General features: G+C 73.3%; 22 protein-coding genes. 4 read left to right on the top strand and 18 right to left on the bottom strand.

Annotation, left to right across the window (positions count from 1 at the left end):
* Positions 1-283 precede the first annotated feature (283 nt).
* Entirely contained in the window at positions 284-1,582 is a 1,299-nt protein-coding gene (gene tyrS / locus ACSTA4_RS20280; RefSeq protein ID WP_274974038.1) for a tyrosine--tRNA ligase, read from the bottom strand.
* Positions 1,583-1,837: 255 nt separating this feature from the next.
* Between tyrS and ACSTA4_RS20285 the strand changes: the two genes are divergently transcribed.
* The 4 genes from ACSTA4_RS20285 (at position 1,838) to ACSTA4_RS20300 (ending at position 4,317) form a co-directional block, all read left to right on the top strand.
* Entirely contained in the window at positions 1,838-2,647 is an 810-nt protein-coding gene (locus tag ACSTA4_RS20285; protein ID WP_444960631.1) for an alpha/beta fold hydrolase, read from the top strand.
* Complete coding sequence (locus ACSTA4_RS20290) at positions 2,640-3,248, top strand: TetR/AcrR family transcriptional regulator (protein ID WP_444960632.1); 609 nt, start codon at positions 2,640-2,642, stop codon at positions 3,246-3,248. The genes ACSTA4_RS20285 and ACSTA4_RS20290 overlap by 8 nt, the downstream gene beginning before the upstream one ends.
* A 3-nt stretch (positions 3,249-3,251) precedes the next feature.
* Complete coding sequence (locus tag ACSTA4_RS20295) at positions 3,252-3,446, top strand: hypothetical protein (RefSeq protein ID WP_444960633.1); 195 nt, start codon at positions 3,252-3,254, stop codon at positions 3,444-3,446.
* Between the two features lie 163 nt (positions 3,447-3,609).
* Positions 3,610-4,317, top strand: a complete 708-nt coding sequence (locus ACSTA4_RS20300) for an HNH endonuclease family protein (protein WP_444960634.1) — start codon at positions 3,610-3,612, stop codon at positions 4,315-4,317.
* 7 nt (positions 4,318-4,324) lie between these two features.
* On the opposite strand, the gene ACSTA4_RS20305 is transcribed toward ACSTA4_RS20300, so the two are convergent.
* From ACSTA4_RS20305 to ACSTA4_RS20385, 17 genes are all read right to left on the bottom strand, one after another.
* A complete protein-coding gene (locus ACSTA4_RS20305) occupies positions 4,325-4,732 on the bottom strand; it encodes a hypothetical protein (RefSeq protein ID WP_444964223.1) in 408 nt (135 codons plus the stop codon).
* 243 nt (positions 4,733-4,975) lie between these two features.
* Positions 4,976-6,187: an L-2-hydroxyglutarate oxidase gene (gene lhgO / locus ACSTA4_RS20310; protein ID WP_444960635.1), complete on the bottom strand. Its 1,212-nt coding sequence runs from the start codon at positions 6,185-6,187 to the stop codon at positions 4,976-4,978.
* A gap of 48 nt (positions 6,188-6,235) precedes the next feature.
* On the bottom strand, positions 6,236-6,691 hold the full coding sequence (locus ACSTA4_RS20315) for a DUF742 domain-containing protein (protein WP_444960636.1): 456 nt from the start codon (positions 6,689-6,691) through the stop codon (positions 6,236-6,238).
* The gene (locus tag ACSTA4_RS20320; protein WP_444960637.1) at positions 6,681-9,392 is read right to left on the bottom strand and encodes a nitrate- and nitrite sensing domain-containing protein; all 2,712 of its coding nucleotides are present in this window, start codon (positions 9,390-9,392) and stop codon (positions 6,681-6,683) included. The genes ACSTA4_RS20315 and ACSTA4_RS20320 overlap by 11 nt, the downstream gene beginning before the upstream one ends.
* Positions 9,393-9,714: 322 nt before the next feature.
* Complete coding sequence (locus ACSTA4_RS20325; protein WP_444960638.1) at positions 9,715-10,632, bottom strand: sirohydrochlorin chelatase; 918 nt, start codon at positions 10,630-10,632, stop codon at positions 9,715-9,717.
* Positions 10,633-10,788: 156 nt separating this feature from the next.
* Positions 10,789-11,385: a GTP-binding protein gene (locus ACSTA4_RS20330; RefSeq protein ID WP_444960639.1), complete on the bottom strand. Its 597-nt coding sequence runs from the start codon at positions 11,383-11,385 to the stop codon at positions 10,789-10,791.
* Positions 11,366-11,860 carry a DUF742 domain-containing protein gene (locus tag ACSTA4_RS20335; RefSeq protein ID WP_248771290.1) on the bottom strand — a complete coding sequence of 165 codons (495 nt, stop codon included), beginning with the start codon at positions 11,858-11,860 and terminating at the stop codon, positions 11,366-11,368. Before ACSTA4_RS20335 ends, ACSTA4_RS20330 begins: the two co-directional genes overlap by 20 nt.
* Positions 11,857-12,291, bottom strand: coding sequence for a roadblock/LC7 domain-containing protein (locus tag ACSTA4_RS20340; protein ID WP_212643572.1), 435 nt, complete (start codon positions 12,289-12,291; stop codon positions 11,857-11,859). Before ACSTA4_RS20340 ends, ACSTA4_RS20335 begins: the two co-directional genes overlap by 4 nt.
* 1 nt (position 12,292) lies before the next feature.
* Positions 12,293-14,782 (bottom strand): sensor histidine kinase, encoded by a 2,490-nt coding sequence (locus ACSTA4_RS20345; protein ID WP_444960640.1) that lies wholly within the window; start codon positions 14,780-14,782, stop codon positions 12,293-12,295.
* 304 nt (positions 14,783-15,086) lie between these two features.
* Positions 15,087-16,505 (bottom strand): argininosuccinate lyase, encoded by a 1,419-nt coding sequence (gene argH / locus ACSTA4_RS20350; protein ID WP_444960641.1) that lies wholly within the window; start codon positions 16,503-16,505, stop codon positions 15,087-15,089.
* Between the two features lie 131 nt (positions 16,506-16,636).
* On the bottom strand, positions 16,637-17,170 hold the full coding sequence (locus ACSTA4_RS20355) for an arginine repressor (protein ID WP_248771294.1): 534 nt from the start codon (positions 17,168-17,170) through the stop codon (positions 16,637-16,639).
* A complete protein-coding gene (argF, locus tag ACSTA4_RS20360) occupies positions 17,167-18,114 on the bottom strand; it encodes an ornithine carbamoyltransferase (protein ID WP_444960642.1) in 948 nt (315 codons plus the stop codon). Before argF ends, ACSTA4_RS20355 begins: the two co-directional genes overlap by 4 nt.
* Positions 18,115-18,116: 2 nt before the next feature.
* Complete coding sequence (locus tag ACSTA4_RS20365; protein WP_444960643.1) at positions 18,117-19,325, bottom strand: acetylornithine transaminase; 1,209 nt, start codon at positions 19,323-19,325, stop codon at positions 18,117-18,119.
* Positions 19,322-20,323 (bottom strand): acetylglutamate kinase, encoded by a 1,002-nt coding sequence (gene argB / locus ACSTA4_RS20370; RefSeq protein ID WP_444960644.1) that lies wholly within the window; start codon positions 20,321-20,323, stop codon positions 19,322-19,324. The genes ACSTA4_RS20365 and argB overlap by 4 nt, the downstream gene beginning before the upstream one ends.
* The gene (locus tag ACSTA4_RS20375; protein WP_444960645.1) at positions 20,320-21,090 is read right to left on the bottom strand and encodes a bifunctional ornithine acetyltransferase/N-acetylglutamate synthase; all 771 of its coding nucleotides are present in this window, start codon (positions 21,088-21,090) and stop codon (positions 20,320-20,322) included. The genes argB and ACSTA4_RS20375 overlap by 4 nt, the downstream gene beginning before the upstream one ends.
* Positions 21,087-22,115, bottom strand: a complete 1,029-nt coding sequence (gene argC, locus ACSTA4_RS20380) for an N-acetyl-gamma-glutamyl-phosphate reductase (protein WP_444960646.1) — start codon at positions 22,113-22,115, stop codon at positions 21,087-21,089. Before argC ends, ACSTA4_RS20375 begins: the two co-directional genes overlap by 4 nt.
* Before the next feature lie 743 nt (positions 22,116-22,858).
* Complete coding sequence (locus ACSTA4_RS20385) at positions 22,859-24,277, bottom strand: NAD(P)/FAD-dependent oxidoreductase (protein ID WP_444960647.1); 1,419 nt, start codon at positions 24,275-24,277, stop codon at positions 22,859-22,861.
* Between the last annotated feature and the right edge of the window lie 104 nt (positions 24,278-24,381).

Consider the following 24,381-nt stretch of genomic DNA (forward strand, 5'->3'; position numbering starts at 1 on the left):
CCGCAGCGACTCGTTCGAGTATAGGGAGGGCGGGGGCAGACGTCAAGCCGGAGCCCGGTACGCGCGTCAACCGCGCGGTCCGGGACTCTGTCGCCCCTGGCAGGCGGCTTGTTCGGGCCCCTGTGACGTGCGCGGTACTCACACCGGGTCCGCGCTGTTACGTCGGCTTTTGTTCAGACAACGGGCATCCTGCCCGGAAGTTTCCCGCTCGAAACCCGTCGGCCCCCGCCGGGCTCCAGCCGCCCGCGGGCCGGTGTCGGACACCGGCCCGCAGAGCGGTACGTCAGCCGTTGAGGACCAGGCCGCCGATGTTGCGCTTGCCCTTGCGCAGCACGACGAAGCGTCCCTGGAGCACGTCCTCGGGGCGGAGTACGGCCTCCACGTCGGTGACCTTGACGTTGTTCACGTAGGCCCCGCCCTCCTGGATGGCGCGGCGGGCCGCGGACTTGCTCGGCGTCAGGCCGCTCTGCGCGAACGCGTCGGTCACGAGCAGCCCGTCGACGGGACCGTCGACCTCGGCCCGGGGCACCTCGGCCAGGGCGGCGTCGAGCGTGCGGGAGTCCAGGTCGGACAGGTCCGCGCGGCCGAACAGCGCCAGGCTGGCCTCCTTGACCTTGCGGCACTCCTCCTCGCCGTGCACGAGGACGGTGAGGTCCTCGGCCAGGACGCGCTGGGCGGCGCGGGCCTGCGGACGCTCCTCTGTCTGGCGCTCCAGTTCCTCGATCTCGTCGCGGTCGCGGAAGCTGAAGGTCTTCAGGTAGCGGACCACGTCGCGGTCGTCGGCGTTGAACCAGAACTGGTAGAAGGCGTACGGCGAGGTCAGCTCGGGGTCGAGCCAGACACTGCCGGACTCCGTCTTGCCGAACTTGGTGCCGTCGGCCTTGGTGAGCAGGTTCGTGGTCAGCCCGTGCGCCTGGCCGTGCGGCTCGTTTCCGTCCATCCTGCGGACCAGGTCCAGGCCCGCGGTGATGTTGCCCCACTGGTCGGAGCCGCCGGTCTGCAGCGTGCAGCCGAAGCGGCGGTAGAGCTGGACGTAGTCGTAGGACTGCAGGAGCACGTAGCTGAACTCGGTGTAGCTCATGCCCTCGCCGTCGAGCCGGCTCCGCACCGTCTCCCTGGCGAGCATCTGGTTGACGCTGAAGTGCTTGCCGACGTCGCGCAGCAGCTCGATGGCGTTGATCTCCCCGAGCCAGTCGGCGTTGTTGGCCAGGACGGCGTCGGTCGGCTCCGGCTGCTCGCCCTCGGGGGTGAAACGCAGGAACGCGGACAGCTGCCCGCCCAGGTTGTCGACCCAGCCCCGCACGGTCTCCAGCGAGTTGAGCTGGCGCTCGGCGTTGGGCTTGGGGTCGCCGATGAGACCGGTGCCGCCGCCGACCAGCGCGATCGGGCGGTGCCCCGCCTGCTGGAAGCGGGCCAGGGTCAGGATCTGGGTGAGGTGACCCACGTGCAGACTGCCCGCCGTCGGGTCGAATCCGCAATACAGGGTGATCGGACCATCGGCGAGCGCCTTGCGCAGTGCGTCAAGGTCGGTCGTCTGCGCGAGCAGGCCGCGCCACTGGAGTTCGTCGATGATGTCGGTCACTGTGTTGCTCTCTGTTGTGTAGGCGGGCCCCACGGGGCTCGATCTGCCTTGGAGTGTAGGTCGGACGCGACGGAAAGCCATCCGGTTTTCCGGCCTTCCCACGCTATCGGCTGTGGTGGGGGCATAGATCGCACGGCCTCGACCCGCCGCGGCCACCGCCTCTTCCGAAGAACCCGGCCCGGACCCCTTGACCCGGTTGGCTAATGCCATTAGCTTTCTGGTTATCAGGGAAAGCCAAACGGCAGGGAGAACACGATGCACCACCTCACGCGCCCCCGTGGACGGATCGCCTACGACCTCTACGGAGCCGACAACACCGGCCCGCTCGTGGTCTGCGTACCCGGCATGTTCGACCACCGCCACTCCTTCCGCTTCGTCGGCGCGGACCTGGCCGAGGCCGGGTACCGGGTCGCCGCGATGGACCTGCGCGGCCACGGCGACAGCGACACCACCTTCGACGACCACACCAGCCGGGCGGCGGCCACCGACGCCCTCGCCCTCGCCGAGGAGCTGGGCGGAGAAGACGTGGTCATCGTGGGCAACTCCCTCGGCGCGGGCGCCGCCGCCATCGCGGCCAAGGAGCGGCCCGACCTGGTGGCCGGCATCGCCCTGCTCGGCCCGGCCCTGGGTCCGCCCTCCCTCGGTCCGTTCGCCCGCCTCGGTCTTCGACTGCTTCTGCTGCGGCCCTGGGGCCCCCGCGCCCTGACCGCCTTCTACGACCGGTTGCACACCGGCCGCAGGCCTGAGGGGCACCGGCGCCAGCTGGAACTCGTCCTGGGGATGCTGCGTCCGGCCGACCGCTACCGCGCCGTGTACCGGACGATCCACGCGCCCAACGAGACCGTCGCCGACACCGAGGGGATGCGGGCCCGGGCCGTGGTGGTCATGGGTGAGCAGGATCCCGATTGGAAGGACCCGCGCGCCCATGCCGACCACGTGGCCTCCGTGGTCGGGGGCTCGGTGCTGATGGTGCCCGAGTGCGGCCACTACGCCCAGGCGCAGCGGCCCGACGTGGTCGTGCCCGCCGTGCGGGCACTGCTCCGGGATGTGGTGGCCGGTGCCTAGGGCGGGGCTGACCCCGGCGGTGGTGGCCGAGGAGGCGGCGCGGTTCTGCGACGAGAAGGGGTTCGACTCCCTGTCCCTGGCCGCTGTCGCCAAGCGGCTCGGAGTGGCCACTCCCAGCCTGTACAAGCACGTCGACGGGCTGGCGGGGCTGCGCCGCGAGGTGGCGCTGCTGGGCGCGAACGGGATCGGCGAAGAGGTGCAACGCGCGGCCGTGGGCCGGTCCGGTCCGGACGCGCTGCGCGCGACGGCCGACGCCTACCGCCGCTACGCGCACGCCCACCCGGGGCGCTACATCGCCCTCCAGCAGCTGCCGGTGCTGGCCGGGGCCGAGGCCGAGCTGGCCACCGACCCCGTGCGGGTCGTGGCCGCCGTCCTACGCGGGTTCGGCATCGCCGAGGACCAGATGGTGCACGCGGTCAGGGCCCTGCGCAGCGCGATGCACGGGTTCGTGGATCTGGAGACGCGCGGCGGCTTCGGCCTGCCCGAGGACGTGGACCAGTCCTACGCACTGCTGGTGGAGGGGTTCGTCCGCGCCTTCCAGGAATGGCCGGACACGGTGCTCGGCGCGGCTGTGGCGCACGAGGACACGGGGAAGGGATAGGCGGTGCCGGACCTGGGGTTGTGGGAGACGCCGGTGGCGGCGGCCGTGGTGGAGGGCGCGCTGGTGCCGGCGGGCACGGTCCTGTACACCTGGCGAATGCTCCGGGTCCAACCGGACCGCGTGCGGGCACGGCTCCACAGCGCGGGTGGGGGATCGCTGCTGGTGGGCTCCTTCGTGTTCGGCCTCCTCACGTCCTGACGTTTCCCTCTCCCCTCTCGGTTGCCCCTCCCCTCTCGGTGCGGCTCCTGGTGAGCAACACCTGGCTCGGAGCGGTGTTACGGCCCTGCCCGGCATGGGCCAAGCTGGTGGGGACGACCGCGCGCCGTCCGCGCGCGGCGCCCGACCCGTTGTGGAGCCCCTGATGCCCAAGAAGGCCGCGTCGAAGATCGGTGGTCTGGTGACCGCCGTGGTCGGCGTCCTCGCCGTCGCCGCGTTCGTGCTGTACCAGCTGGGAGTGATCGAACCGGACCCCGAGCGCACCGCCGAACCCCGGGACGGCGGTTCGTCCGCGCCCGGGGACGGCGGCGCCTCCTCGTCGGTGGAGCAGGCCCGGCAGTGGATGGAGGAGTTGCGGGTGGAGGAGGAGAGCGACCCGCCGGGGTATGACAGGGCGCTCTTCCCCCACTGGGACAGCGGTGTGCAGGACAACTGCACCACCCGTCAGGTGGTCCTGCTGCGCGACGGCGAGGACGTGCGGGTCGACGACGACTGCCAACCGGTGTCGGGTTCCTGGTACAGCCCCTATGACGGGGAGACCCTGACCGAGGCGGAGGACCTGGACATCGACCACATGGTGGCCCTGAAGGAGGGCTGGCGCTCGGGCGCCCACGCGTGGACGACCGAGGAGCGCGGGCGCTTCGCCAACGACCTGGACTCCTCCCAGCTGTGGGCGGTGAGCGCTTCGACCAACCGGTCCAAGGGCGACGCCGACCCGGCGGACTGGCTGCCGCCGTTGGAGTCCTCGCACTGCGACTACGTGGTCTCGTGGATCGAGGTCAAGCACGTGTGGGACCTGACCGTGGACCCGGACGAGGAGGCGGCGCTGCGCGAGGTGCTCTCGGGCTGCTGAGGCCGGTTCAGGCGGGGTTGGCGGCTCTGACGTTGCGTGCGGTGGTCAGGAGTTCCTTCTGGCCGACGAGGCCGAAGGCGTCGCGGACCTCCACCGCCACCCCCTTGAAGGGCGTCCAGAACGCCTCGGTCTCGCCGTGCAGGGCGGTGTGGCCGTTGTTGTCGAACTCGGTGAGCTCCCAGTCGGGTGAGCGCTCGTGGTACTCGGTCAGGAAGTCGCGGACGGCGGACAGGTCGGTGAGCCTGTCGCCGCGCATGACCAGGACCTGGAGGACCACCCTGGCCCCTCCCCCCTCCAGGGTCGTCTCCCACACCCGGCTGGAGAAGGACACGCCGCCCCACTCGTAGTCGAAGTCGGAGACCGAGGTCTGGTCGTCGATCTGGTCGGGCAGGTACCCGATGGTGAATCCGTCCAACTCTCCCCCTCGTGGGCTGGCTGCGGCCGGGGCCGCGACGAGTGCGAGCGCGGCGGCGAGGACCGCCGCGACCCACCGGAGAACACGCATGGTCACCTCCGGCGGCGGTAGCGGGACCCTCCCGCACCGCCGCCACTTCTTATGGTGGGACGCCGCGGAGGCCCGTACCAGAGTGTCCTCGAACCTGTGGACAACCCCCGTCGACACGCGCGGGGGCCGCGTCGGAGCCCCCTACCCCGGCGGTCAGGGGACGAACGTGTCGGTGAGGAACTCCGCGATCGCCAGGGACGACGTGGCCGCGGGCGAGGGCGCGTTGCGCACGCACACCACCCGCCCGTGGGTGTCCACATGGAAGTCGTCGAGCAGGGAGCCGTCCCGGGCCAGTGCCTGGGCGCGCACCCCGGACGGGGCCGGGCGCAGGTCGGCGGCGGCCAGCTCGGGCAGCAGCCGCCGGGCCTGGGCGGCGAACGCGGCCCGCGAGGCGGACACGAGGGTCTCCCGGGCGCCCACGGTCCAGTGGCGGCGGGCCAGGCGCCAGAACCCGGGCCAGGACAGGGTCCGTGCGAGTTCCCGGGTGCGCACGTCGCGTGCCCGGTAGCCCTCCAGCGCGGTGGCGAGGATGGCGTTGGGCCCGGCCATGACCTCGCCGTGGACGTGGCGGGTCAGGTGCACCCCGAGGAAGGGGTAACGCGGGTCGGGGACGGGGTAGAGCAGGCCGTTCACCAGGTGTCGGCGCTCGGGGACGAGTTCGTGGTACTGGCCGCGGAAGGGCACCACCCGGGGGTCCTCCGCTGCGCCGGCCATGCGGGCGAGGCGGTCGCTGTGCAGGCCGCCGCAGACCACCAGGCGGTCGAAGCGGTGGACGAGCCGCTCGCCCCGGGGGTCGCCGGTCAGGACGCGGACGCCGTCGTGCTCCTGGCGCAGGTCCAGCACGGGTGTGTTGAGCAGGACCCGGCCGCCGGACCGGCGCACGTCGTCGGCGAACTGCTCGGCGACGGCGACGAAGTCGGTGACGGCGGTGGTCGGTGAGTGCAGTGCGGCGACGCCCGCCGCGTGGGGTTCGATCTCGCGCAGGCCCTCGGGGCCCAGCCGGGTGACGCCGGGGACCCCGTTCTCCCGCGCGCGGCGTTCGACGTCGTCCAGGCGTGCCTCGTCCTCGGCGTCGGCGGCCACGAGGACCTTGCCGACCTCGTGGTAGGGCAGCCCGTGTTCGGCGCAGTAGTCCCTGAGCAGGCCGACGCCGCGCCGGCACAGCGTGGCCTTGAGGGATCCGGGCCTGTAGTAGAGCCCGGCGTGGACGACGCCGCTGTTGTGGCCCGTCTGGTGCGCGGCGACCCGGTCCTCCTTCTCCAGGACGGTGACGCGGGTGCCGGGGCGGTGGAGGGTGAGGCGGCGGGCGAGGGCCAGGCCGACGATGCCCGCTCCGATGACGCCGACGTGTTCGGTGCTGCGCATGAGCGGCACGCTAGCAATCCGGGTCCGGGCGGGAGGAGGGCGGACCGGTCACAGCGCGCGCAGGCCGACGAGGACGGCGTGCAGCAGGTCCTCCCGGCCCAGCGGGCGCGAGGGGCCGCATCGCTGGAGCGAGCCGTCGGCGACCATGTCGGAGACGATGGCCCTGACCTGGCCGACCGGAAGGCGCACCTCGGCGGCGAGCTCGACGACGGTACGCGCGCGCAGGGCGTGGCGGAGGAGGGCCTCGCGTTCGGGCCGCAGCAGTTCGTGGCGGCCCGGGACGCGGGCGGCGACGACGAGGCTGAGCAGGTCGGGCTCGTCCGGGCCGCTGCGGGGGACGCCGAAGGCGTGGGCGTCGGGATCTCCCGCGGCCACGGCGAAGGGGCGCAGGAAGCGCTCCTGGCCGGGTTCCTCCTCGGGGACGGGGAGGTCCGGGGGCGGGTCGGGGTGTGTTCTGGGAGCGTGCGCGGCCGTTCTGCGACCGGGGCTGCCGTCAGCTCTCACCGTTCCCCCTCGGCTGCGTGGGGGCGGGTGCGCGCGCCGCGCCGTCGGGCCACGGTCCGGGGACGGTTTCCTGTCCGAGCGGGTGTCCGTACGGGTCGGGGAGGGGGTGTTCCCCCGTCTCCCCAGGCGCAGCGGGACCGCCGTACGCGGGAACGGAACCCTGCGGTCCGGTGTGCGCGAGGACGACGCCGTGCGGGCCGGCCCGGTCCGGCCGCGGCACGAAGGGCTGAGGGCCCGTCTGCCCGGAAGGCGGTACGGGGACCTGCGGACCGCTCTGTCCGGCGGGGGCGGCGGAAGGCTGCGGACCTGTCTGTCCTCCGCGCGCGGGGGCCTGCGGGCCGGTGCGGTCCGGCCTCGGCACCGAGGGCTGCGGACCGCTCTGTCCGAGAGGCGGCACGGGGACCTGCGGGCCGGTCAGGTCCGGCCGCGGCACGAAGGGCTGTGGGCCGGTCTGTCCCGCAGGCGTGGCGGGAGCCTGCGGGCCGGTTCGGTACTGCGACACCAGGGGCTGAGGACCGCTCTGCGCCGAGGGCGGCACGGGAGCCTGCGGGCCGGTACGCCCGTGGACGGCGCCGTCCGCGCCGCCCGCGCCGTGGCCGTGCGTGGTGAGGGCCGCCCTCGCCGGAGGCGCTCCCCACCCGGCCGGAACGCGGGCCTCCCGTCCGTTCGCCGCCGGGCGGCCCGTGGGCGTGCCCGCGACCGTCAGGAGGTTGTCGACCGGTTCCAGCAGCGAGGCGGGGATGAGCACGGTGGCCCGGGTGCCCCCGTAGGGCGAGGGCCGCAGCCAGACCCGGACCCCGTGCCGACCGGCCAGGCGGGACACCACGAACAGGCCCAGCCGGGGGTCCTCGGGCAGGGCCATGACGTCGAACTCGGGGGGCTGGGTGAGCGTGCGCTCGGCCTCCGCGTAGCCGCGCTCGGACATGCCCAGGCCCCGGTCCTCGATCTCCACCACCAGCCCCTCCGCGGCCGGGGTGCAGCCGACGTCCACGGGCGTGCCCGCCGGGGAGAACTGCGTGGCGTTCTCGACGAGTTCGGCGAGCAGGTGCACCACGTCGGCGACCACCTGCCCGTGCATGAGCACGCGGGGCGCCGAGGTCAGGCGGACGCGCTCGAAGTCCTCGGTCTCGGCGATGGCGGCGCGCAGCACGTCCACGAGCGGGCGGGGCTGGCGCCAGCGGCGGGCCGACTGCCCCCCGCCGAGGATGATGAGGTTGTCGGAGTAGCGGCGCGCGCGGGTGGCCAGGTGGTCCAGGCGGAAGAGGCGGCGCAGCGCCTCGGGGTCCTGCTCGTGGTACTCGATCTCGTCGAGCAGGCGGAGCTGGCGCTGGACCAGGGCCTGGTTGCGGAAGGCGATGCCCAGGAAGGCGCGGTTGGCCCCCCGGCGGATCTCGGCCTGGAGCACGGCCGACTCCACGGCGGTGAGCTGGGCGGCGTCGAATGCCTCGGCGACCTGGCCGATCTCGTCGTCGCCCCACTCGTCCAGCGGAGGCAGCTCCTCCTGGACGTCGACCTTCTCGCCGCGCTGGGCGCGGTCGACGATGTCGGGCAGGTCGCCGTCGCGGTCCAGGATCTGTTCGCGCAGGTGGGTCAGGCGATCGGTGAGGCGGCGCGAGGAGCGGCCGACCACGGCGATGGCCACCGCGCCGCCCGCCAGGGTGAGGGCGGCCGCCGCCACGCCCAGGAAGACGCGCAGCAGCGCGGCGCTCCAGGCGAGGTCGACGGTGCGCCTGGCCTGGACCCCCGCCAGGTCCTGTAGCGCCAGGGCCGCCTCGGCGGAGGAGTCGTCCCACGCCTGCGCCCTGATGTCGACGTCGGCGCTCCAGCCCGAGCCCGTGGCCCCCTGGGCGGATTCGTCCGTTTCAGCTGGTTCGTCCGGTTCGGCGAACGGCTGTCGGGTGACCACCCGGCGGCTCAGCTCTTCCGCCCGGGACCAGGCGGGCAGGGAGACCATCTCCTCGTAGCGGGCGGCCACGCTCGGGTGCATGGCGGTGCTGGCCGGCTCCAGGGTGTCGCGGTAGGAGGCGGTGAGGTAGGTGAAGTGCGCCGTCTCCTCGTAGCTCATCTCGCCCCGGGCGATGGCTCCCGCGAGCAGCGCGTCGGCGGTGGAGTAGGCGGAGGACGCGCTCATGAGCTCGCTGGTCAGGACGGCGTCGGTGAGGTTCTCCCCGCCGTCGGTGGTGTGCACGAGCGCGGTGATGGCGCCGGTGGTGCCCGCCAGGACCTCGCCGTAGCGCAGGATGGCCTCCTCCTGCCCGACGCCGTGCGCGTCCACGTCCGCGCGGACCTCGTCGAGGACCCCGGCGCTGTCCACCAGGTCGGTCGCGCTGCGTTCGACCTCGTCGTCGCGGGTCCCGCGCAGCCGCTCGGCGAACGCGACGGCCTCGGCCATGGCGGTGTCGGTGTGCTCGCGCTGCTCGTCGAGGGCTGCGCCGACCTCGTCGTCGCGGGCGCCGGTGCTCTCGAAGCGGCCCAGGTGGACCAGGGAGAGGCGGCGTTCGGCCTTCACCTCCTCCGCCGCGGCGGAAAAGACCTGTGTTCCCTCGCGGGCCTGGACGACGGCTCCCATGAACTGGACGGCGCGGATGGTGCCGATGGCGGCCACGACGAGCCAGAGCGCGAGGAAGCACAGGCTCGGGATCAGCACGATGCGGGTGAGCTGTCTCCGGATCGTGGGCGCGTTGTCGCGGGTTCTGCGCATGGCCCCCTCCGGCCTGTGCGGTTGCCGGGCGGCGAGAGGGCGCCCCGGCGGCTTTCGGTCAAGCCGAGGCTATCGAAGAATCCTTGCTTTATGCTGTCAAACGATCACTATCAGTTGCCTTTTCTTGGGGTGGTTCCCGCCCGTGGATGTGTTAACGGCCGCTCTCGGGGCGAGAAACCGCAGGTCCGGAGGCCGGGCGAACGCGACGGGGGCCGCCCGCTGTGCGGACGGCCCCCGGGAGGCACACCGTCGTGTGCCGGGTTACGGCGTGTCGCGCCCTCGGGGCGCTGTCGGAAAGGTCGCGTTCACGGCGGCCGCGCCGTCAGGACTCCGGGCGGTGCCGGGAGCCCACCGGGGCGGGCAGTTCCTCGACCGTGGGCGGCTGCTCCACGCCTAGGGAGTTGAGGACCTCGGCGTAGCGCAGGGCGGCGATCTTGCCGAGCAGGCTGTCCGCGCCCAGGGGCGCGCCGAGCCTGGCTCCGAAGCGCGCGGCGAGCGCCTCCAGCTCCTCGCGGGGCAGTTCCGGCCCCAGGGCGCTGGGCGCGATCACCGGGCGCTTGCAGCCGCCCTGTCTCAGCTGGCCCACGACCTGCTCGACCGCGGCCTCGTTCTCCAGGTCGGCGGGGAGCACGGTCAGGCCCAGGCGCGCGGCGAGCAGCACGGCGCTCACCCCCGCGGCCCCGGCCGCGGCCTCGCCGCCCACCGCGCCGACGATGATGCCGTCCGCCATGGTGGTGTCACGGGCGACGACGCTGATCAGGCGCATGCGGTCCGCGCGCACGTATCCGGACTCGGCCAGCCGCAGGTGCAGTACCTCGGCGAGCATGGGGTGCGGCCCCAGGCCCTCGGTGACGCGCGCCTCGGCGCCCGTCCGGGCGACGGCCGCCTCGATCGCCGCGGACGTGCCCGCGTGCGGTGCGGTGACCAGCGGGACGACGACGGCGGACAGGGGGCTGCCCTGGTCGTCCTTGAGATCGGTGAGGGCCTCGGTGAGGCTCTGTTCGTCGCCCTCGGTGTGGCCGTAGCGGATGGTGACCTCGGGGCGGTAGGCGCGCACGAGGTCGGCCATCCGGGCACCGATCGACTCACCGTCGGCGCCCCTGGCCCGGTCGGCCGTGCCCGGGACCGCCATGATCAGGGCGGGGGTGCCGAACCAGTTGTCGAAGGACAGCGGGTTGCGGTGGCGGCCGGAGCGCCGCTTGGGCAGTTCGCGTGGGGGAAGTCGGTCAGAGTTTCGCATACCAGGATTCAGATGAGAGGCGGATGGGGTGCCCGGTGGGGCCGGTGGTCACTGCCGCGACATTGTAGCGTTCGGCACCTTGTTGCACGGGCGTGTCCTCCGAACGTATACCGGATCGAATCCGCGGGGATTGTCCGGGTCGGCGACCCGGACGTGTCACCCGCTCATGACGGGGCTCCGGCCCCGGATCACGTGGGTGACCAGTTCCACCAGCACCTCCTTGCAGGACTCGCGCTCGCGGGCGTCGGCCATGATGACCGGCACCTCGGCGGAGATGTCCAGCGCCTCGCGGACCTCCTCGCGGCGGTAGACGGTGGAGCCCTCGAAGCGGTTCACCGCGACCACGAAGGGCAGTCCGCGGCGCTCGAAGAAGTCCACGGCGTGGAAACAGGTGTTCAGGCGGCGGGTGTCGGCCAGCACGACCGCGCCCAGCGCCCCCTGGGAGAGCTCGTTCCACATGAACCAGAACCTGTCCTGTCCGGGGGTGCCGAACATGTACAGGACGATGTCGGGGTTGATGGTGATGCGGCCGAAGTCCAGGGCGACCGTGGTGGTGGTCTTGTCCTCCACTCCCCCGAGGTCGTCCACGCCGTAGCTGGCCTCGGTCATCACCTCCTCCGTACTGAGCGGGGTGATCTCACTGACGGAGCCGACCAGTGTGGTCTTGCCCGCGCCGAATCCCCCCGCGACGATGATCTTGACCGCCTGGGGGATCGCTTCCTGCGGCCTGGTGTCAGAGTCTGCGGATGCCATCGAGTACCGCCTGAAGTACTTTCTTCTCGGGGAGCTGGGTCATGGGCGCCCGGGTGCGCACGTCGCCGTCGGCGAGGAGGTCTCCCAGGAGCACCCTGACGACGGTCAGGGGGATGTCGAGCCGGGCGGAGATCTCGGCCACCGATATGGGTCTACGGCACAGGCTCAGGATGGCCTGCTGTTCGGGCTCTCCCTCCCGGTCCCCGCGGTCGGCGGCGGCGACGACGATGGTGACCAGGTCCAGGCGCGGACCGGTCCGGGGCCGGGTGCGGCCCCCGGTCATGGTGTACGGGCGCACGAGCTGACCCGAGGGGGCGTCGCCGAGCACGACACCCGCCGCGGGCCCCTCCGAGGTCGGGTGTCCCCTGCCCCTGTACCAGGCCAGTGCCTGGCTGCCGGACAGCGGCTGCGCCGCCTCGTCCGGCGCCGGTGGCACGGCCGGCGGCGCTCCGCGCCGCTCTCCGGGCGTGCTCATGAACCCGCGCTCCCGGTGACGGTGAGGTGGTCCGGCCGGCGCGGCGCGGCAGTGAGGAACTGGCCCACCCGCTTGACCCTCAGGTTCATCTCGTAGGCGACCAGGCCGACGTCGGCGTCCTCGCTGGCCAGCACCGCCAGGCACGCTCCGGCGCCCGCGGCGGTGACGAAGAGGTAGGAGTGCTCCATCTCCACCACGGTCTGGCGGACGTCGCCGCCGCCGAAGTGTCGGCCCGTCCCACGCGCCAGGCTCTGGAACGCCGACGCCAGGGCCGACAGGTGCTCGGCGTCCTCGGAGGCCAGTCCCCGCGAGCCTCCGAGCAGCAGTCCGTCGGCCGACAGCACGATCGCGTTCTCGGCACCGACGACGCGGTCGACCAGGTCGTCCAGGAGCCAGTCCAGATTGTCAGCGGCCTTGCTCTTGCCCACCATGTCAGTCGCTTTCTCCCGTGTGATCGTCGGCGCTCGCACCGACCTGACCGTCACTGCTGTGTTCACGTTCGGCGGCGTCGGCCCCGATGTCCGCGGCCCGACCGCGCCGGGTTCCGGCGCTGAAGGCGTCCATCATCCGCCGCGCCTGTTCGGGGGTGCGCCGGGAGGAGCCCGGAGGGTCGGCTTCGTCCCACTCCGGCGGGTCCGCGGCTCTGAGCTGGGGTGCGAGGCTGGCCTGGCGCCTGCGCCGGGGAAGTCCGGGGCGACCGGGGGCGGCCCCGACCCGGCCGGGCCCGGGTTCGGTCCCGGGGGCGGCGTCCGCGGTCCCGGGGTCGGAGGCCGGCGCGGGCACCCGGCGCAGCAGGGGCGTGCCCCGGGCCGGGCGCGCGCCGTCGCCGTCGCGGGGGACCGGGCGCAGCAGGGGCCTGGTCCTCTGGGGGGCGTCCTGCGCGGTGAGCGTGTCGCCGTGCTGTCCCGACGGCTCGCTCAGTACCGAGTGGGCGCCCTGGCGGATGGCCGCGCGGGGCAGTTCCGGGGCGTTGGAGGAGGAGGCGACCAGGGCGCCGGGGATGAGCACCACGGCTCGGGTGCCTCCGTAGGGCGAGTGCCGCAGCTGCACCCGGATGTCGTGTTTGGCGGCGAGGCGGGCGACGACGAACAGACCCAGGCGCGAGTCCCCGCCGGAGGTCATGACGTCGAACTCGGGCGCCTCGCTGAGGGTGCGGTTGGAGCTGGTCAGGACCTCCTCGGTCATGCCCAGGCCCCGGTCCTCGATCTCCACGGCCACGCCCTTGGGCACGGACTCGGTGGCGATGGTGACCTGGGTGTGCGGCGGCGAGTAGGCGGTGGCGTTCTCGACCAGCTCGGCGAGCATGTGGATGACGTCGGCCACCGCGGCGCCGGACAGCGACAGGTCGGGGACGGAGGTCAGGCGGACCCTGGTGTACTCCTCGGTCTCGGAGATCGCGCCGCGCAGGATGTCCACGAGCGGGACGGGGTGGCGCCAGCGGCGTCCGGGCTGGGCGCCGCCCAGGATGATGAGGTTCTCGGCGTGGCGGCGGCCCCGGGTGGCCAGGTGGTCGAGTTGGAAGAGGCTCTCCAGCAGGTCGGGGTCCTCCTCCTCGCGTTCGACGCGGTCCAGCAGCTGGAGCTGGCGCTGGAGGAGGGACTGGTGGCGGTGGGCGATGCCGAGGAAGACCCGGTTGACGCCCGCGCGGATGTCGGCCTGTTTGACGGCGGCGGCGACGGCGGTGCGCTGGGCGATGTTGAAGGCGTCGGCGACCTGTCCGACCTCGTCGTCGCCGTGGTCGAGCTGTTTCATCTCGGTGTCGAGGTCGACCTGCTCCCCCGACTCCAGGCGGCGCACGATGCGGGGCAGGTCGCTGCGCGCGCTGCCCAGGGTGTCGGCGCGCAGCTGGGCGAGCCGGTGGGTGAGGCGCCCGGCGGAGCGGGCGGCCACACCGTAGGCGAGGGTGCCCGCGAAAAGGGAGGTGATGCTGCCGCCCAGGGCGAGGGTGAGCATCCAGGAACTGGCCTGCTCGGTGGCGGTGACGACGGAGACGGAGCGCGTGGCGGTGATGTCGGCCAGCTCGGCGTTGACCTGGTCGGCGGCCTCGCGCCAGCCCCCGAGCCCCTCGGGCGGCGCGGGGTCGCGGGCCTGCTCGCCGGTGAGGGCGTCCACGACGATCGGGGCCTCGTACGTGGCGAGGGTGTCCGCGACGGCGAGGGCGTCCTGCCAGGAGCGGCTCTCGGCGAGGGCGGTCAGGGCGGGGGGTTCGCCGTCGTCGGCGGCGGGTCCGGGAGGGGCCATGTCGACGCGGTGGCGGGCGTCGGCGGTGAGCGCGGCGACCTGTACCTGCTGGAAGCGGTCGAGGGAGTCCTCGGCGAGCACGGCCGCGATGAGGGCGTCGGCGTGGCTGAAGCTCTCCTGGGCCCACATCAGGTCGGTGACGGCGGCGGCCTCGGCGGTGGCGGGCCCGTTGTCAAGGGAGCGGGCGGTGCCGGCGTAGAGGCGGATGCCCTGCCCGATCGCGGTGGTGTAGACGGTGAGGGCGTCCTCGGCGGGGCCGGGTTCGGCGAGGTTCTGGGCGCGCAGCTCCGTGACCTCCGTCAGGGAGGTGAAGAAGTCCTCGGCGAGGGGTTCGGTGTCCGGGTCGTCCCGGTCTCCGATGGTGCCGCGCAGGTCGTGGACGGGGGCTAGCGCCTCGTCGGTGCGCGCGGCCGCGTCGGACAGGGCGGCGCGGCCGTCCTCGGCGGGGTCGGCGAGGTAGGCGGCGCTCAGACGGCGCTCCTCCTGGAGGAGGGTGAGCGCCGCGGCGAGCCGGATCCCGGCGCGGCCGTCGCCGACCGAGGAGCGCAGCGACACGGCCTGGACGAGTGTGGCCGTGCTGAGGACGACGAACAGCGCCAGGAAGGTGATGCTGGGGATCAGTACGATCCTGTTGATCTGAGCCCTGATGGCGCTGCGGCCGGTGCCTCCCGTGTTCCCCATTGCCTTCCTCCCACGGACTGGTCGCGGGCGCCTGTCGGACGTGGGTCGCACCGCACGACGCGCGGATGCGCCGAAAGTGCCGTGCGCCGAGGGGGCGTCACGGTTCGCACAGGGCAGACCACGCCTGGTGCCCGCAGAATCAGGACGCTACCGCACTCTCACGGCGGGTGCCGGGCGAATTCCAAAATGGGTGTGACGTGGGCGCGGGGACCGTGGACGCGGTCGCCTTGGGGGGACCCGCGAACGCGTACGGGCGCGCCGCCCCCGGCGGGGTCGGCGCGCCCGTGCGTGGCCGCGGCGGGGCTCAGGCGGTGAAGGCCTTGCGGTGCTCCTCGATGTCCGAGCGCAGCTTCTCCAGTTGCTCGGCCACGCGTACGGGGGCGGTGCCGCCCTTGTCGGAGCGCGAGGCCAGCGATCCGGACACGCTGAGGACCTCGCGCACGGCCGGGGTCAGGTGCTCGGACACGGCGGCGAGGTCGTCGTCGCCCAGGTCGGGCAGGTCGATGCCGCGCTCCTCGCACACGCGCACGCAGGCGCCCGCGATCTCGTGCGCCTCCCGGAAGGGCACGCGCTCGCGCACCAGCCACTCGGCGATGTCGGTGGCCAGGGAGAAGCCCTGCGGGGCGAGTTCGGCCATCCGGTCGGTGTGGAAGGTGAGGGTGGCGACCATGCCGGTCATCGCGGGCAGCAGCAGGTGGAGGGTGTCCACCGCGTCGAAGACCGGCTCCTTGTCCTCCTGCAGGTCCCGGTTGTAGGCCAGCGGGAGCCCCTTGAGGGTGGTGAGCAGCCCGGTGAGGTCGCCGACGAGGCGCCCGGCCTTGCCGCGGGCGAGTTCGGCGACGTCGGGGTTCTTCTTCTGGGGCATGATCGAGGAGCCGGTGGAGAAGGCGTCGTCGAGCGTGACGAAGGAGAACTCCTTCGTCGCCCACAGGATGACCTCCTCCGAGAGCCGGGACAGGTCCACGCCGATCATGGCGGTGACGAAGGCGAACTCGGCGACGACGTCGCGGGAGGCGGTGCCGTCGATGGAGTTGTCCACCGAGTCGGGGAAGCCCAGCTCGGCGGCGACCGCGCGGGGGTCCAGCCCCAGGGAGGACCCGGCCAGCGCGCCGGAGCCGTAGGCGGACACCGCGGCGCGGCGGTCCCAGTCGCGCAGCCGTTCGATGTCGCGCACCAGGGGCCAGGCGTGCGCCATGAGCTGGTGGGCGAGCAGCACGGGCTGGGCGTGCTGGAGGTGGGTGCGGCCGGGCATGGCGGCGTCCGGGTGGGCCGCGGCCTGGTCGGCCAGGGCCCGCACCAGGTCCAGGAGCTGGTCGGCGATCTGCCGGGCCTCCTCGCGCAGGTACATGCGCACGAGGGTGGCGATCTGGTCGTTGCGGGAGCGCCCGGCGCGCAGCCGCCCGCCCAGTTCGGTGCCGACCCGCTCGATGAAGCCGCGCTCCAGGGCGGTGTGCACGTCCTCGTCCTCCAGGACGGGGGTGAACGCCCCGGAGGCCACGTCGGCCTCCAGCCGGTCCAGGCCCTCGATCATGCGGTCCAGCTCGTCGGCGGTGAGCAGGCCCGCCCGGTGCAGGGCGCGGGCGTGGGCGCGCGATCCGGCGATGTCGTGGCGGGCCAGGCGCCAGTCGAAGTGGGTGCTCAGCGACAGGCGCGCCAGGGCCTGGTCGGGGCCGCCCTCGAAACGGCCTCCCCACAGGCGCAGCGCCTCGGGCTGGTCGGCCATGGTGGTCTCTCCTTGACGTGTGGTGCGGCGGTGCGGGGCCACTGCCCCGCACCGCTCGGGTGCTACGTGCGCGGGCGCCGGTCGCGGGGCCCCGCGGTCCCGGCGGGGGCCCGGGACGTCCTCGTACGAGGTTACGGTCTGCGGTCGGCCAGTCGCAGGAGGGCGGCGGCCAGGTCCTCGCCGCCCTGGGGGTCGCGGGAGATGACCAGGATGGTGTCGTCCCCCGCGATGGTGCCCAGGATGGCGTGGAAGTCGGTGTGGTCGATGGCCGAGGCCAGGTACTGGGCCGCGCCGGGCGGGGTGCGGACGATGACCATGTTGGCGGAGGCCTCGGCCGAGACCAGCAGGTCCTCGGCGAGCCGGGTCAGGCGCGCGCCGGAGACCTGTTCCAGGTCCAGGCTGTCGGGGCGGGTGCGCTGGAGGCGTTCGCCCCCCTCCCCCGGCAGCACGTAGACCAGGTGGCCGTCGGCGGTGCGGAGCTTGACGGCGCCCAGTTCGTCCAGGTCCCGGGAGAGGGTGGCCTGGGTGACCTGGACGCCGGCCTCGGACAGGCGCCTGGCCAGCTCGCCCTGGGACCTGACGTCCTCTCGGGTGAGGACGTCGGTGATCCGGGCGTGTCTGGCCGCCTTGGTCATCGGCGCCGTGCCGCCGTTCTCCGCCGTCATGGGCGGAGGGCCCCGGGGTTGTCGCTGGCCTCCAGCAGGAAGGCGAGCAGGGCCTTCTGGGCGTGGCGGCGGTTCTCGGCCTCGTCCCAGACCACGCTCTGCGGCCCGTCGATGACCTCGGCGGAGACCTCCTTGCCGCGGTAGGCGGGCAGGCAGTGCAGGACGATCGCCCCGGGGTGGGCGGTGGCGAGCAGGTCGGCGTCGATCGAGTAGGGGCGGAAGGGCGCCTCGCGGTCGGCGGCCTCGTCCTCCTGGCCCATGGACACCCAGGTGTCGGTGGCCAGGACGTCGGCCCCCCGGGCGGCCTCGCGGGCGTCGGCGGTGACCGTGACCGACCCGCCGGTGGTGGCGGCGATCTCGGCGGCGCGCGCGACCACCGCGGGGTCGGGCTGGTGCCCCTCGGGTGCGCCGACGCGCACGTGGAGTCCGGCGGTGGCTCCGCCGAGCAGGTAGGAGTGGGCCATGTTGTTGGCGCCGTCGCCCAGGTAGGCGAGGGTGAGTCCGGCCAGGTCGCCCTTGTGCTCGCGGACGGTCTGGAGGTCGGCCAGGATCTGGCAGGGGTGGAACTCGTCGGTGAGGGAGTTGACCACCGGGACGGAGATGTGGGCGGCCAGGGTCTCCAGGTCGCTCTGGGCGAAGGTGCGCCACACGACGGCGGCGACCTGGCGTTCCAGGACGCGGGCGGTGTCCTCCAGGGGTTCGCCGCGGCCCATCTGGGTGCTGGCGGTGTCCAGGACCAGGGCGCTGCCGCCCAGGTCGGCCACGCCCACGGCGAAGGACAGCCGGGTCCGGGTGGAGGGCTTGTCGAAGATCAGGGCGACGGTGCGCGGACCGGCGAGAGGCCGGTGGCCGAAGCGGTCCTTCTTCATGTCGTCGGCGAGGTCGAGGACCCGGGCCTGTTCGTCCGGGGTCAGGTCGTCGTCGCGCAGGAAGTGGCGGGTCACGGCTACTGCTGCTCCTTCGTGGCTGCGGCCTCGGCGGCGTCCAGGATGGTGGGCAGCGCCTCGATGAACAGGCCGATCTGTTCGGGTGTGATGACCAGGGGCGGGGCGATCCGGACCGCGCCGGGCGCCACGGCGTTGACGAGGAAGCCGCGGACGGCCGCCTGTTCCTGCACGTGGGCGGCGTGCGGCGCGGTGAGCTCCAGGGCCCGCCACAGTCCGCTGCCGCGCTGTCCGGCCAGCAGGGGGTGGTCGAGGGAGTCGATCTGCTCGGCGAGCAGGTCGCCCATGACGGCGGTGTGGGCGAGCAGGTTCTCGCTCTCGATGGTGTCGAGGACGGCGAGGGCCGCCGCGCAGGCCACCGGGTTGCCGCCGAAGGTGGAGCCGTGGTCGCCCTTGGCGAAGGCGTCGGCGTAGCGGCCGAAGCCGACGCAGGCGCCGATGGGCAGGCCGCCGCCCAGGCCCTTGGCGAGGGTGAGCACGTCGGGGCGCACGTCCTCGGCCTGGTGGGCGAACCAGCGGCCGGTGCGGCCGATGCCGCTCTGGATCTCGTCGAGGACGAAGGCGGCGCCGGTGTCGTCGCAGATCCGCCGGACCCCGGCGAGGTAGCCCTCGGGGGCGGGGACGACCCCGGCCTCGCCCTGGGTGGGTTCGGTGAACACCGCGACGCAGTGCTCGTCGACGGCTTCGGCGAGGGCGTCCAGGTCGCCGTGGGGGACGAAGCGCACGTCCATGCCGAAGGGGCCGAAGGGCTCGCGGATGGCGTCCTTGCCGGTGAGGGCGAGGGCGCCGGAGGTGCGGCCGTGGAAGCCGTGGGACGCGGCGACGAAGTAGTGGCGGCCGGGCCCGGCGGCGCGCTTGACCAGTTTGAGCGCGGCCTCGTTGGCCTCGGTGCCGGAGTTGGCGAAGAAGACCTTGGCGTCGCCGCCCACCAGGGCGATCAGGCGCTCGGCGAGTTGGACCTCGCGTTCGTGGACGAACAGGTTGCTGGTGTGGGCGAGCGTGGCCGCCTGGTGGGCGACCGCCTTGACCAGGGCGGGGTGCCCGTGTCCGAGGCTGGAGACGGCGATCCCGGCGATGAGGTCGAGGTACTGGCGGCCGTCGGCGTCGTAGACCTCGCAGCCGCGCCCGAGGGTGAGGGCGACGGGCGGGACGCCGTAGTTGGGCATGAGCGAGGCCGCGAAGCGCTCGCGCAGGTGGGAACCGCTGGTCACTGTGCGCCTCCTGCGTTGGTGACGGTGGTGTGGTTGCCGCGCCAGGGGCGCGGGGTGTGGCCGTTGCCCGCGAGCAGGGCGGCCTCCAGTTCCTCGTCGGCGACCATGGTGCCCACGCCCTGGTCGGTGAAGACCTCCAGGAGCAGGGAGTGGGGCACGCGGCCGTCGATGATGTGGGCCTGGGGGACGCCGCCCTCCACGGCGTGCAGGCACGCCTCCATCTTGGGGAGCATCCCCGAGGACAGGGAGGGCAGCAGCGCGCGCAGCTCGTCGGCGTTCAGACGGCTGATGAGCTCGGTGTTGCTGGGGTAGTCGGCGAACAGGCCCTCGACGTCGGTGAGCACGATGAGCTTGCTGGCGCCCAGGGCCACCGCGAGGGCGGAGGCGGCGGTGTCGGCGTTGACGTTGTAGACGCCGCCGTCGTCGGCGCGGGCGACGCTGGAGACCACGGGGATGCGGCCGTCGTCCAGGAGCGCGGCGACGGCTCCGGGGTCGACCCCGGTGATCTCTCCGACGCGGCCGATGTCGACGGTCTCGCCGTCCACCTCGACGGTCTTGCGCACGGCGGACATCAGGTTGGCGTCCTCGCCGGACATGCCGACGGCGAAGGGGCCGTGCTGGTTGACCAGGCCGACGATCTCGCGGTTGACCTGGCCGGTGAGGACCATGCGGACGATGTCCATGGCCTCGTCGGTGGTCACCCGAAGCCCGGCGGTGAAGGTGGACTCCACTCCGGCGCGTTCGAGCTGGGCGCTGATCTGGGGGCCGCCGCCGTGCACGACGACGGGGCGCAGGCCCGCGTAGCGCAGGAAGACGACGGACTCGGCGAAGCGGGCCCGCAGTTCCTCGCTGATCATGGCGTTGCCGCCGTACTTGACCACGACGGTGCGGCCGTGGAAGCGGGAGAGCCAGGGCAGCGCCTCGATGAGGTGGGCCGCCTTGTCCAGGGCGTGGGCCCTGGCCGGGTCGTCGGTGGTGTGGGGTGAGCGCGCGATCATGAGTTCTGGGCCCGGTCGTGGTCGGTGGCGGGGGTGTCGGCGCGCAGCTGGGTGGCCAGCTCGGCCAGCACCTCGGTGAGCAGTGCGGCGAGGTCGTCCTCGCGGGGGGACGTGCCGCTGGCTCCGCTGGCCATGAGCAGCACGGTGTCGTTGGCGGCGGTCAGGGGGTCGAGGGAGGTGGCGACGGCGTCGGCGAGCAGGCGTCGGCACTGGTCGGCGGTGACCTCGGCGTCGGTGGTGAGCACGCACAGCGCGGTGGACAGGGAGGCGTCCGGGCCCTTGGCCATGGCGCCGACGGTGTAGCCGTCGCCGCGCCGGAAGGCGATCTTGGCGACGGTGTCGGTGGTGCGGATCGCGTCGGCGGCGTCCAGTCCGCCGCCGCGCGAGGCCTGGGCCAGGGCGGCGGTGACGCCCCGGAGCAGGGCGTCGGAACCGGTGCGCCTGCCCGCGGGTCCGGCGGAGCAGAGCACGACCTCGGCGGCGGAGTCGTCGAGCAGGTCCGCGGTGTGCTCGGCCGCGGCGTGGACGTCCTGGAAGCCCGTGTCGCCCCCGCCGGAGTCGATGACGGCGGCGCGCACGCGTTCGCCGGAGAGGACCTGCTGGGACCACAGGACGGGGGCGGCCCTGTCCTCGGCGGCGGTGAAGACGGCTCCGGCGGCGCGGGAGGGGCCGTCGTTGACGACCACGGCGACGTCCCGGGCGCCGCCGTCCCCGAGCCCGGCGGCGACCCCGGCCGCGCGGAAGCCCCGGGGCGCGGTGACGCTCACGGGGCGACCGCCGCGAGCGGGAGGCCGGTGTCCTCGGGCAGGCCGAGGGCGAGGTTGGTGCTCTGGACGGCGCCGCCCGCAGTGCCCTTGGTGAGGTTGTCCAGGGCGGCGACGGCGACCATGCGGCCCGCGTCGGGGTCGACGGTGACCTGCACGAGGGTGGTGTTGGCGGCCAGCGTCATGGCGGTGCTGGGCCAGGTGCCCTCGGGGAGCAGGTGGACGAAGGGCTCGTCGGCGTAGGCGGTCTGGTAGGCCGCGCGGATCCGCTCGGCGGTGACGCCCTCCTTCAGGGGGGCGGTGCAGGTGGCCAGGATGCCGCGGGGCAGCGGGGCCAGGACCGGGGTGAAGGAGAGCCTGACCGGTTCGCCGGTGACCGCGGTGAGGTTCTGGACGATCTCGGGGTTGTGCCGGTGGGTGCCGCCGACCCCGTAGGGGCTGAGGGCGCCCATGACCTCGCTGCCGACGAGGTTGGGCTTGGGGGCCTTGCCCGCGCCGGAGGTGCCGGTGACGGCGACGACGGTCAGGTCGGGTTCGACGAGCTGCTCGGCCAGCCCCGGGAAGAGGGCCAGCGTGGCGACGGTGACGTGACAGCCGGGGACGGCGACGCGGCGGGCGCCGGCGAGTCGCTCGCGCTGTCCGGGGAGTTCGGGGAGACCATAGGGCCAGGTCCCGGCGTGCGGGGTGCCGTAGAAGCGTTCCCAGGCGGCGGCGTCGTTGAGGCGGAAGTCGGCGCCGCAGTCGACCACGAGGGTGTCGTCGCCGAGCTGCTGGGCGATGTCGGCGGACTGGCCGTGCGGGAGGGCCAGGTAGACGACGTCGTGTCCGCGCAGCTCCTCGACGGTGGTGGGCGCCAGGATCCGGTCGGCCAGCGGCAGCAGGTGCGGCTGGTGCTGGATGAGGGGGGTCCCGGCGTTGCCTCCGGCGGTGACCGCGCCGATGGAGATCTCGGGGTGCCCCAGGAGCAGGCGCAGCAGCTCGCCTCCCGCGTAGCCGCTGGCTCCGGCGATGGCCGCTGTGTGTCCCATGGTGGTGCCCCCTGATCAGTTCGACTGAACTATCATGCACTCACATGCAAATGTATGCAACCAGATTCCCACCCAGTGTGGGCGGGGTCTCGCCACGGGAGCGCCCGACCACTCGCTGCCCTCGGAGCATCCGGGGGTCGGCGTAGACGCGGGGCGTCCCTCTCCAGCCGACCTCGACCAGGCACCCGTAGAGGTTGCGGGTTCCCCGTCCGCCCCAGGGGGTGGGCGGTCGTGGCGGGCACTGGCGACAACAGTCAGTGCTGGGGGCGGGGACCGACTGAGGGCAAGTTCGCCCAGCGAACTTGGCGAAGGAGATCCCTTGACTCCGGTCACTCCAGGGGTCTGGTGGGCGTCACGAGGGCGGTCGGAAGAGCACCAGGGGGAACGCCCACCGGGAGTGACCCCTCAGCCATCTGGGGGCGGGGGTACAAGGTCCAGACCGGCATCGACCACGAAGCCCCGCACGTGACCGCGCGTCGTAGGGGGTCCACAAGTTGCAGGGCGTCGCTGCGTCAGCAACCACGCACCCGTGGAACCCGGGCTGAGGCTGGACACGAGAAGCCCGTACTCAGGGCTCATCGGGATCGGCGTAGACCTCAGCGGTGTGCTGCCGCTGAGTCACCGGCGTCAGCACCGGGGCGTTGGTTTCCAGCTCCTCGATGGCGTGCAGCACGTCCGCGAACTCGGCGAGGAACGTCTGGACGTCCGCCTCCGGCAGGTACCGAACCCATCCGCAGACCGCGTCAGCGGCCCGAGATGCGGGTGGCGATCCCGGCCAGGCGCGAGGTGTGCGCCTTGTCCTCGGTCCGCGACTCGCGGCGGTCGGCGCTCCGGTACAGCCCGTGGATGACCTGCGTGCCCACCCAGCGCAGGGGCTCGGGCTCCCAGCCGCGGTCGCGGTGGCCCACCCACGGCAGGCGGGTCAGGTCGGTCTCGCGGCGCAGGACCAGGTCGCGCAGGGTGCGCCCGGCCAGGTTGCTGGCGGCCACGCCGCTGCCCGCGTAGCCGCCCGCCCAGCCCAGGCCGGTCTCGGCGTCCAGGTGCACGGTGGGGCGCCAGTCGCGCGGCACCCCCAGCACACCGGACCAGGCGTGCTCGACCGGCACGTCGGCCACGTCGGGGAACATGCGGGTGAGCGCCCGCCACAGTTCGGCGATGGCCTGCGGCTGGGTGGCGCCCTCCTCCTGGGCCGAACCGAAGCGGTGCGGGACGCCGCGCCCGCCGATCGCGATGCGGTCGTCGGCCGTGCGCTGGGCGTAGACGTGGGAGTGGGCGGTGTCGCCCAGCAGCTCCCGGCCCTCCCAGCCGATCTTCTCCCACAGTTCGGCGGGAACGGGCTCGGTGACGATCATCGAGGAGTTCACCGGCTGCCAGTCGCGGCTCTGGCCGCGCAGGGTGGAGGTGAAGCCCTCGGTGGCGCGCACGACGTGGTCGGCGTAGACGGTGCCGTGCGCGGTGACGACCGCCGGGCGGGCCGCGCCCTGGCGGGGGCGGATCTCCTCCACCTCGGTGCCCTCGAAGACGGCCACGCCCAGGTCCTCCACCACCCGGGCCAGCCCCGTGACCAGCTTGGCGGGCTGCACGCGGGCGGCGTGCGGGGAGTAGGCGCAGGCCACGGCCCCCGACACCGACAGCCGGGGCTCGCGCTCGCCGTCGAGCAGGTGGATGTCGTCGGGCCAGTAGCCCCACTCCTGGAGGTACTCGATGTCCTCGGCCAGGCGCTGGCGCTGGGCGGCGTTGGTGGCCACCAGGCGCATGCCGCCGCGGACGACGTCGGCGTCGACGCCCTCGGCCTCGGCGACCGAGACCACCTCGGTGACGGTGTCCATCATCGCCCGCTGCAGGGCGACCATCGCGGCCTTGCCGTGTGACTGCGCGTAACGCTCGCGGGAGCCCGCGAACTCCGCGGACAGCCACCCTCCGTTGCGGCCCGAGGCGCCGAAACCGGCGAACTCGCGTTCGACCACCGCCACGCGCAGGTCCGGCTGCTCCTTCTTGAGGTAGTAGGCGGTCCACAGGCCCGTGTACCCGGCTCCGACCACGCAGACGTCGTAGTCGGCGGTGCCGGGCAGGGGTGCGCGGCGCTCCGGGAGCCCGGTCTCGCGGAACCAGAAGGAGACGCCTCCGTTGGCGAAGCGCGAGGACCGTGGAATCGCTCTCATCTGCGCGGCAGTGGTGAACAGTCCCATGATTCCCCCCGAAAAACTGTGCGCTCACGGTCCACCCCGCGGGACCCACGAACTTCCGCCAACCTACACGGGAACGG

It is taken from the genome of Nocardiopsis sp. M1B1, from assembly GCF_052466615.1.

Bases quoted from the DNA above. Each gene is read 5' to 3' on its own strand.
- lhgO (WP_444960635.1), bottom strand. From the start codon at position 6,187: ATGCGCAGCACCGAACACGTCGGCGTCATCGGAGCGGGCATCGTCGGC.
- ACSTA4_RS20345 (WP_444960640.1), bottom strand. From the start codon at position 14,782: ATGGGGAACACGGGAGGCACCGGCCGCAGCGCCATCAGGGCTCAGATC.
- ACSTA4_RS20335 (WP_248771290.1), bottom strand. From the start codon at position 11,860: ATGAGCACGCCCGGAGAGCGGCGCGGAGCGCCGCCGGCCGTGCCACCG.
- ACSTA4_RS20340 (WP_212643572.1), bottom strand. From the start codon at position 12,291: ATGGTGGGCAAGAGCAAGGCCGCTGACAATCTGGACTGGCTCCTGGAC.
- argB (WP_444960644.1), bottom strand. From the start codon at position 20,323: ATGATCGCGCGCTCACCCCACACCACCGACGACCCGGCCAGGGCCCAC.
- ACSTA4_RS20355 (WP_248771294.1), bottom strand. From the start codon at position 17,170: ATGACGGCGGAGAACGGCGGCACGGCGCCGATGACCAAGGCGGCCAGA.
- ACSTA4_RS20330 (WP_444960639.1), bottom strand. From the start codon at position 11,385: ATGGCATCCGCAGACTCTGACACCAGGCCGCAGGAAGCGATCCCCCAG.
- ACSTA4_RS20300 (WP_444960634.1), top strand. From the start codon at position 3,610: ATGCCCAAGAAGGCCGCGTCGAAGATCGGTGGTCTGGTGACCGCCGTG.
- ACSTA4_RS20325 (WP_444960638.1), bottom strand. From the start codon at position 10,632: ATGCGAAACTCTGACCGACTTCCCCCACGCGAACTGCCCAAGCGGCGC.
- ACSTA4_RS20320 (WP_444960637.1), bottom strand. From the start codon at position 9,392: ATGCGCAGAACCCGCGACAACGCGCCCACGATCCGGAGACAGCTCACC.
- argC (WP_444960646.1), bottom strand. From the start codon at position 22,115: ATGGGACACACAGCGGCCATCGCCGGAGCCAGCGGCTACGCGGGAGGC.
- argH (WP_444960641.1), bottom strand. From the start codon at position 16,505: ATGGCCGACCAGCCCGAGGCGCTGCGCCTGTGGGGAGGCCGTTTCGAG.
- ACSTA4_RS20385 (WP_444960647.1), bottom strand. From the start codon at position 24,277: ATGAGAGCGATTCCACGGTCCTCGCGCTTCGCCAACGGAGGCGTCTCC.
- ACSTA4_RS20285 (WP_444960631.1), top strand. From the start codon at position 1,838: ATGCACCACCTCACGCGCCCCCGTGGACGGATCGCCTACGACCTCTAC.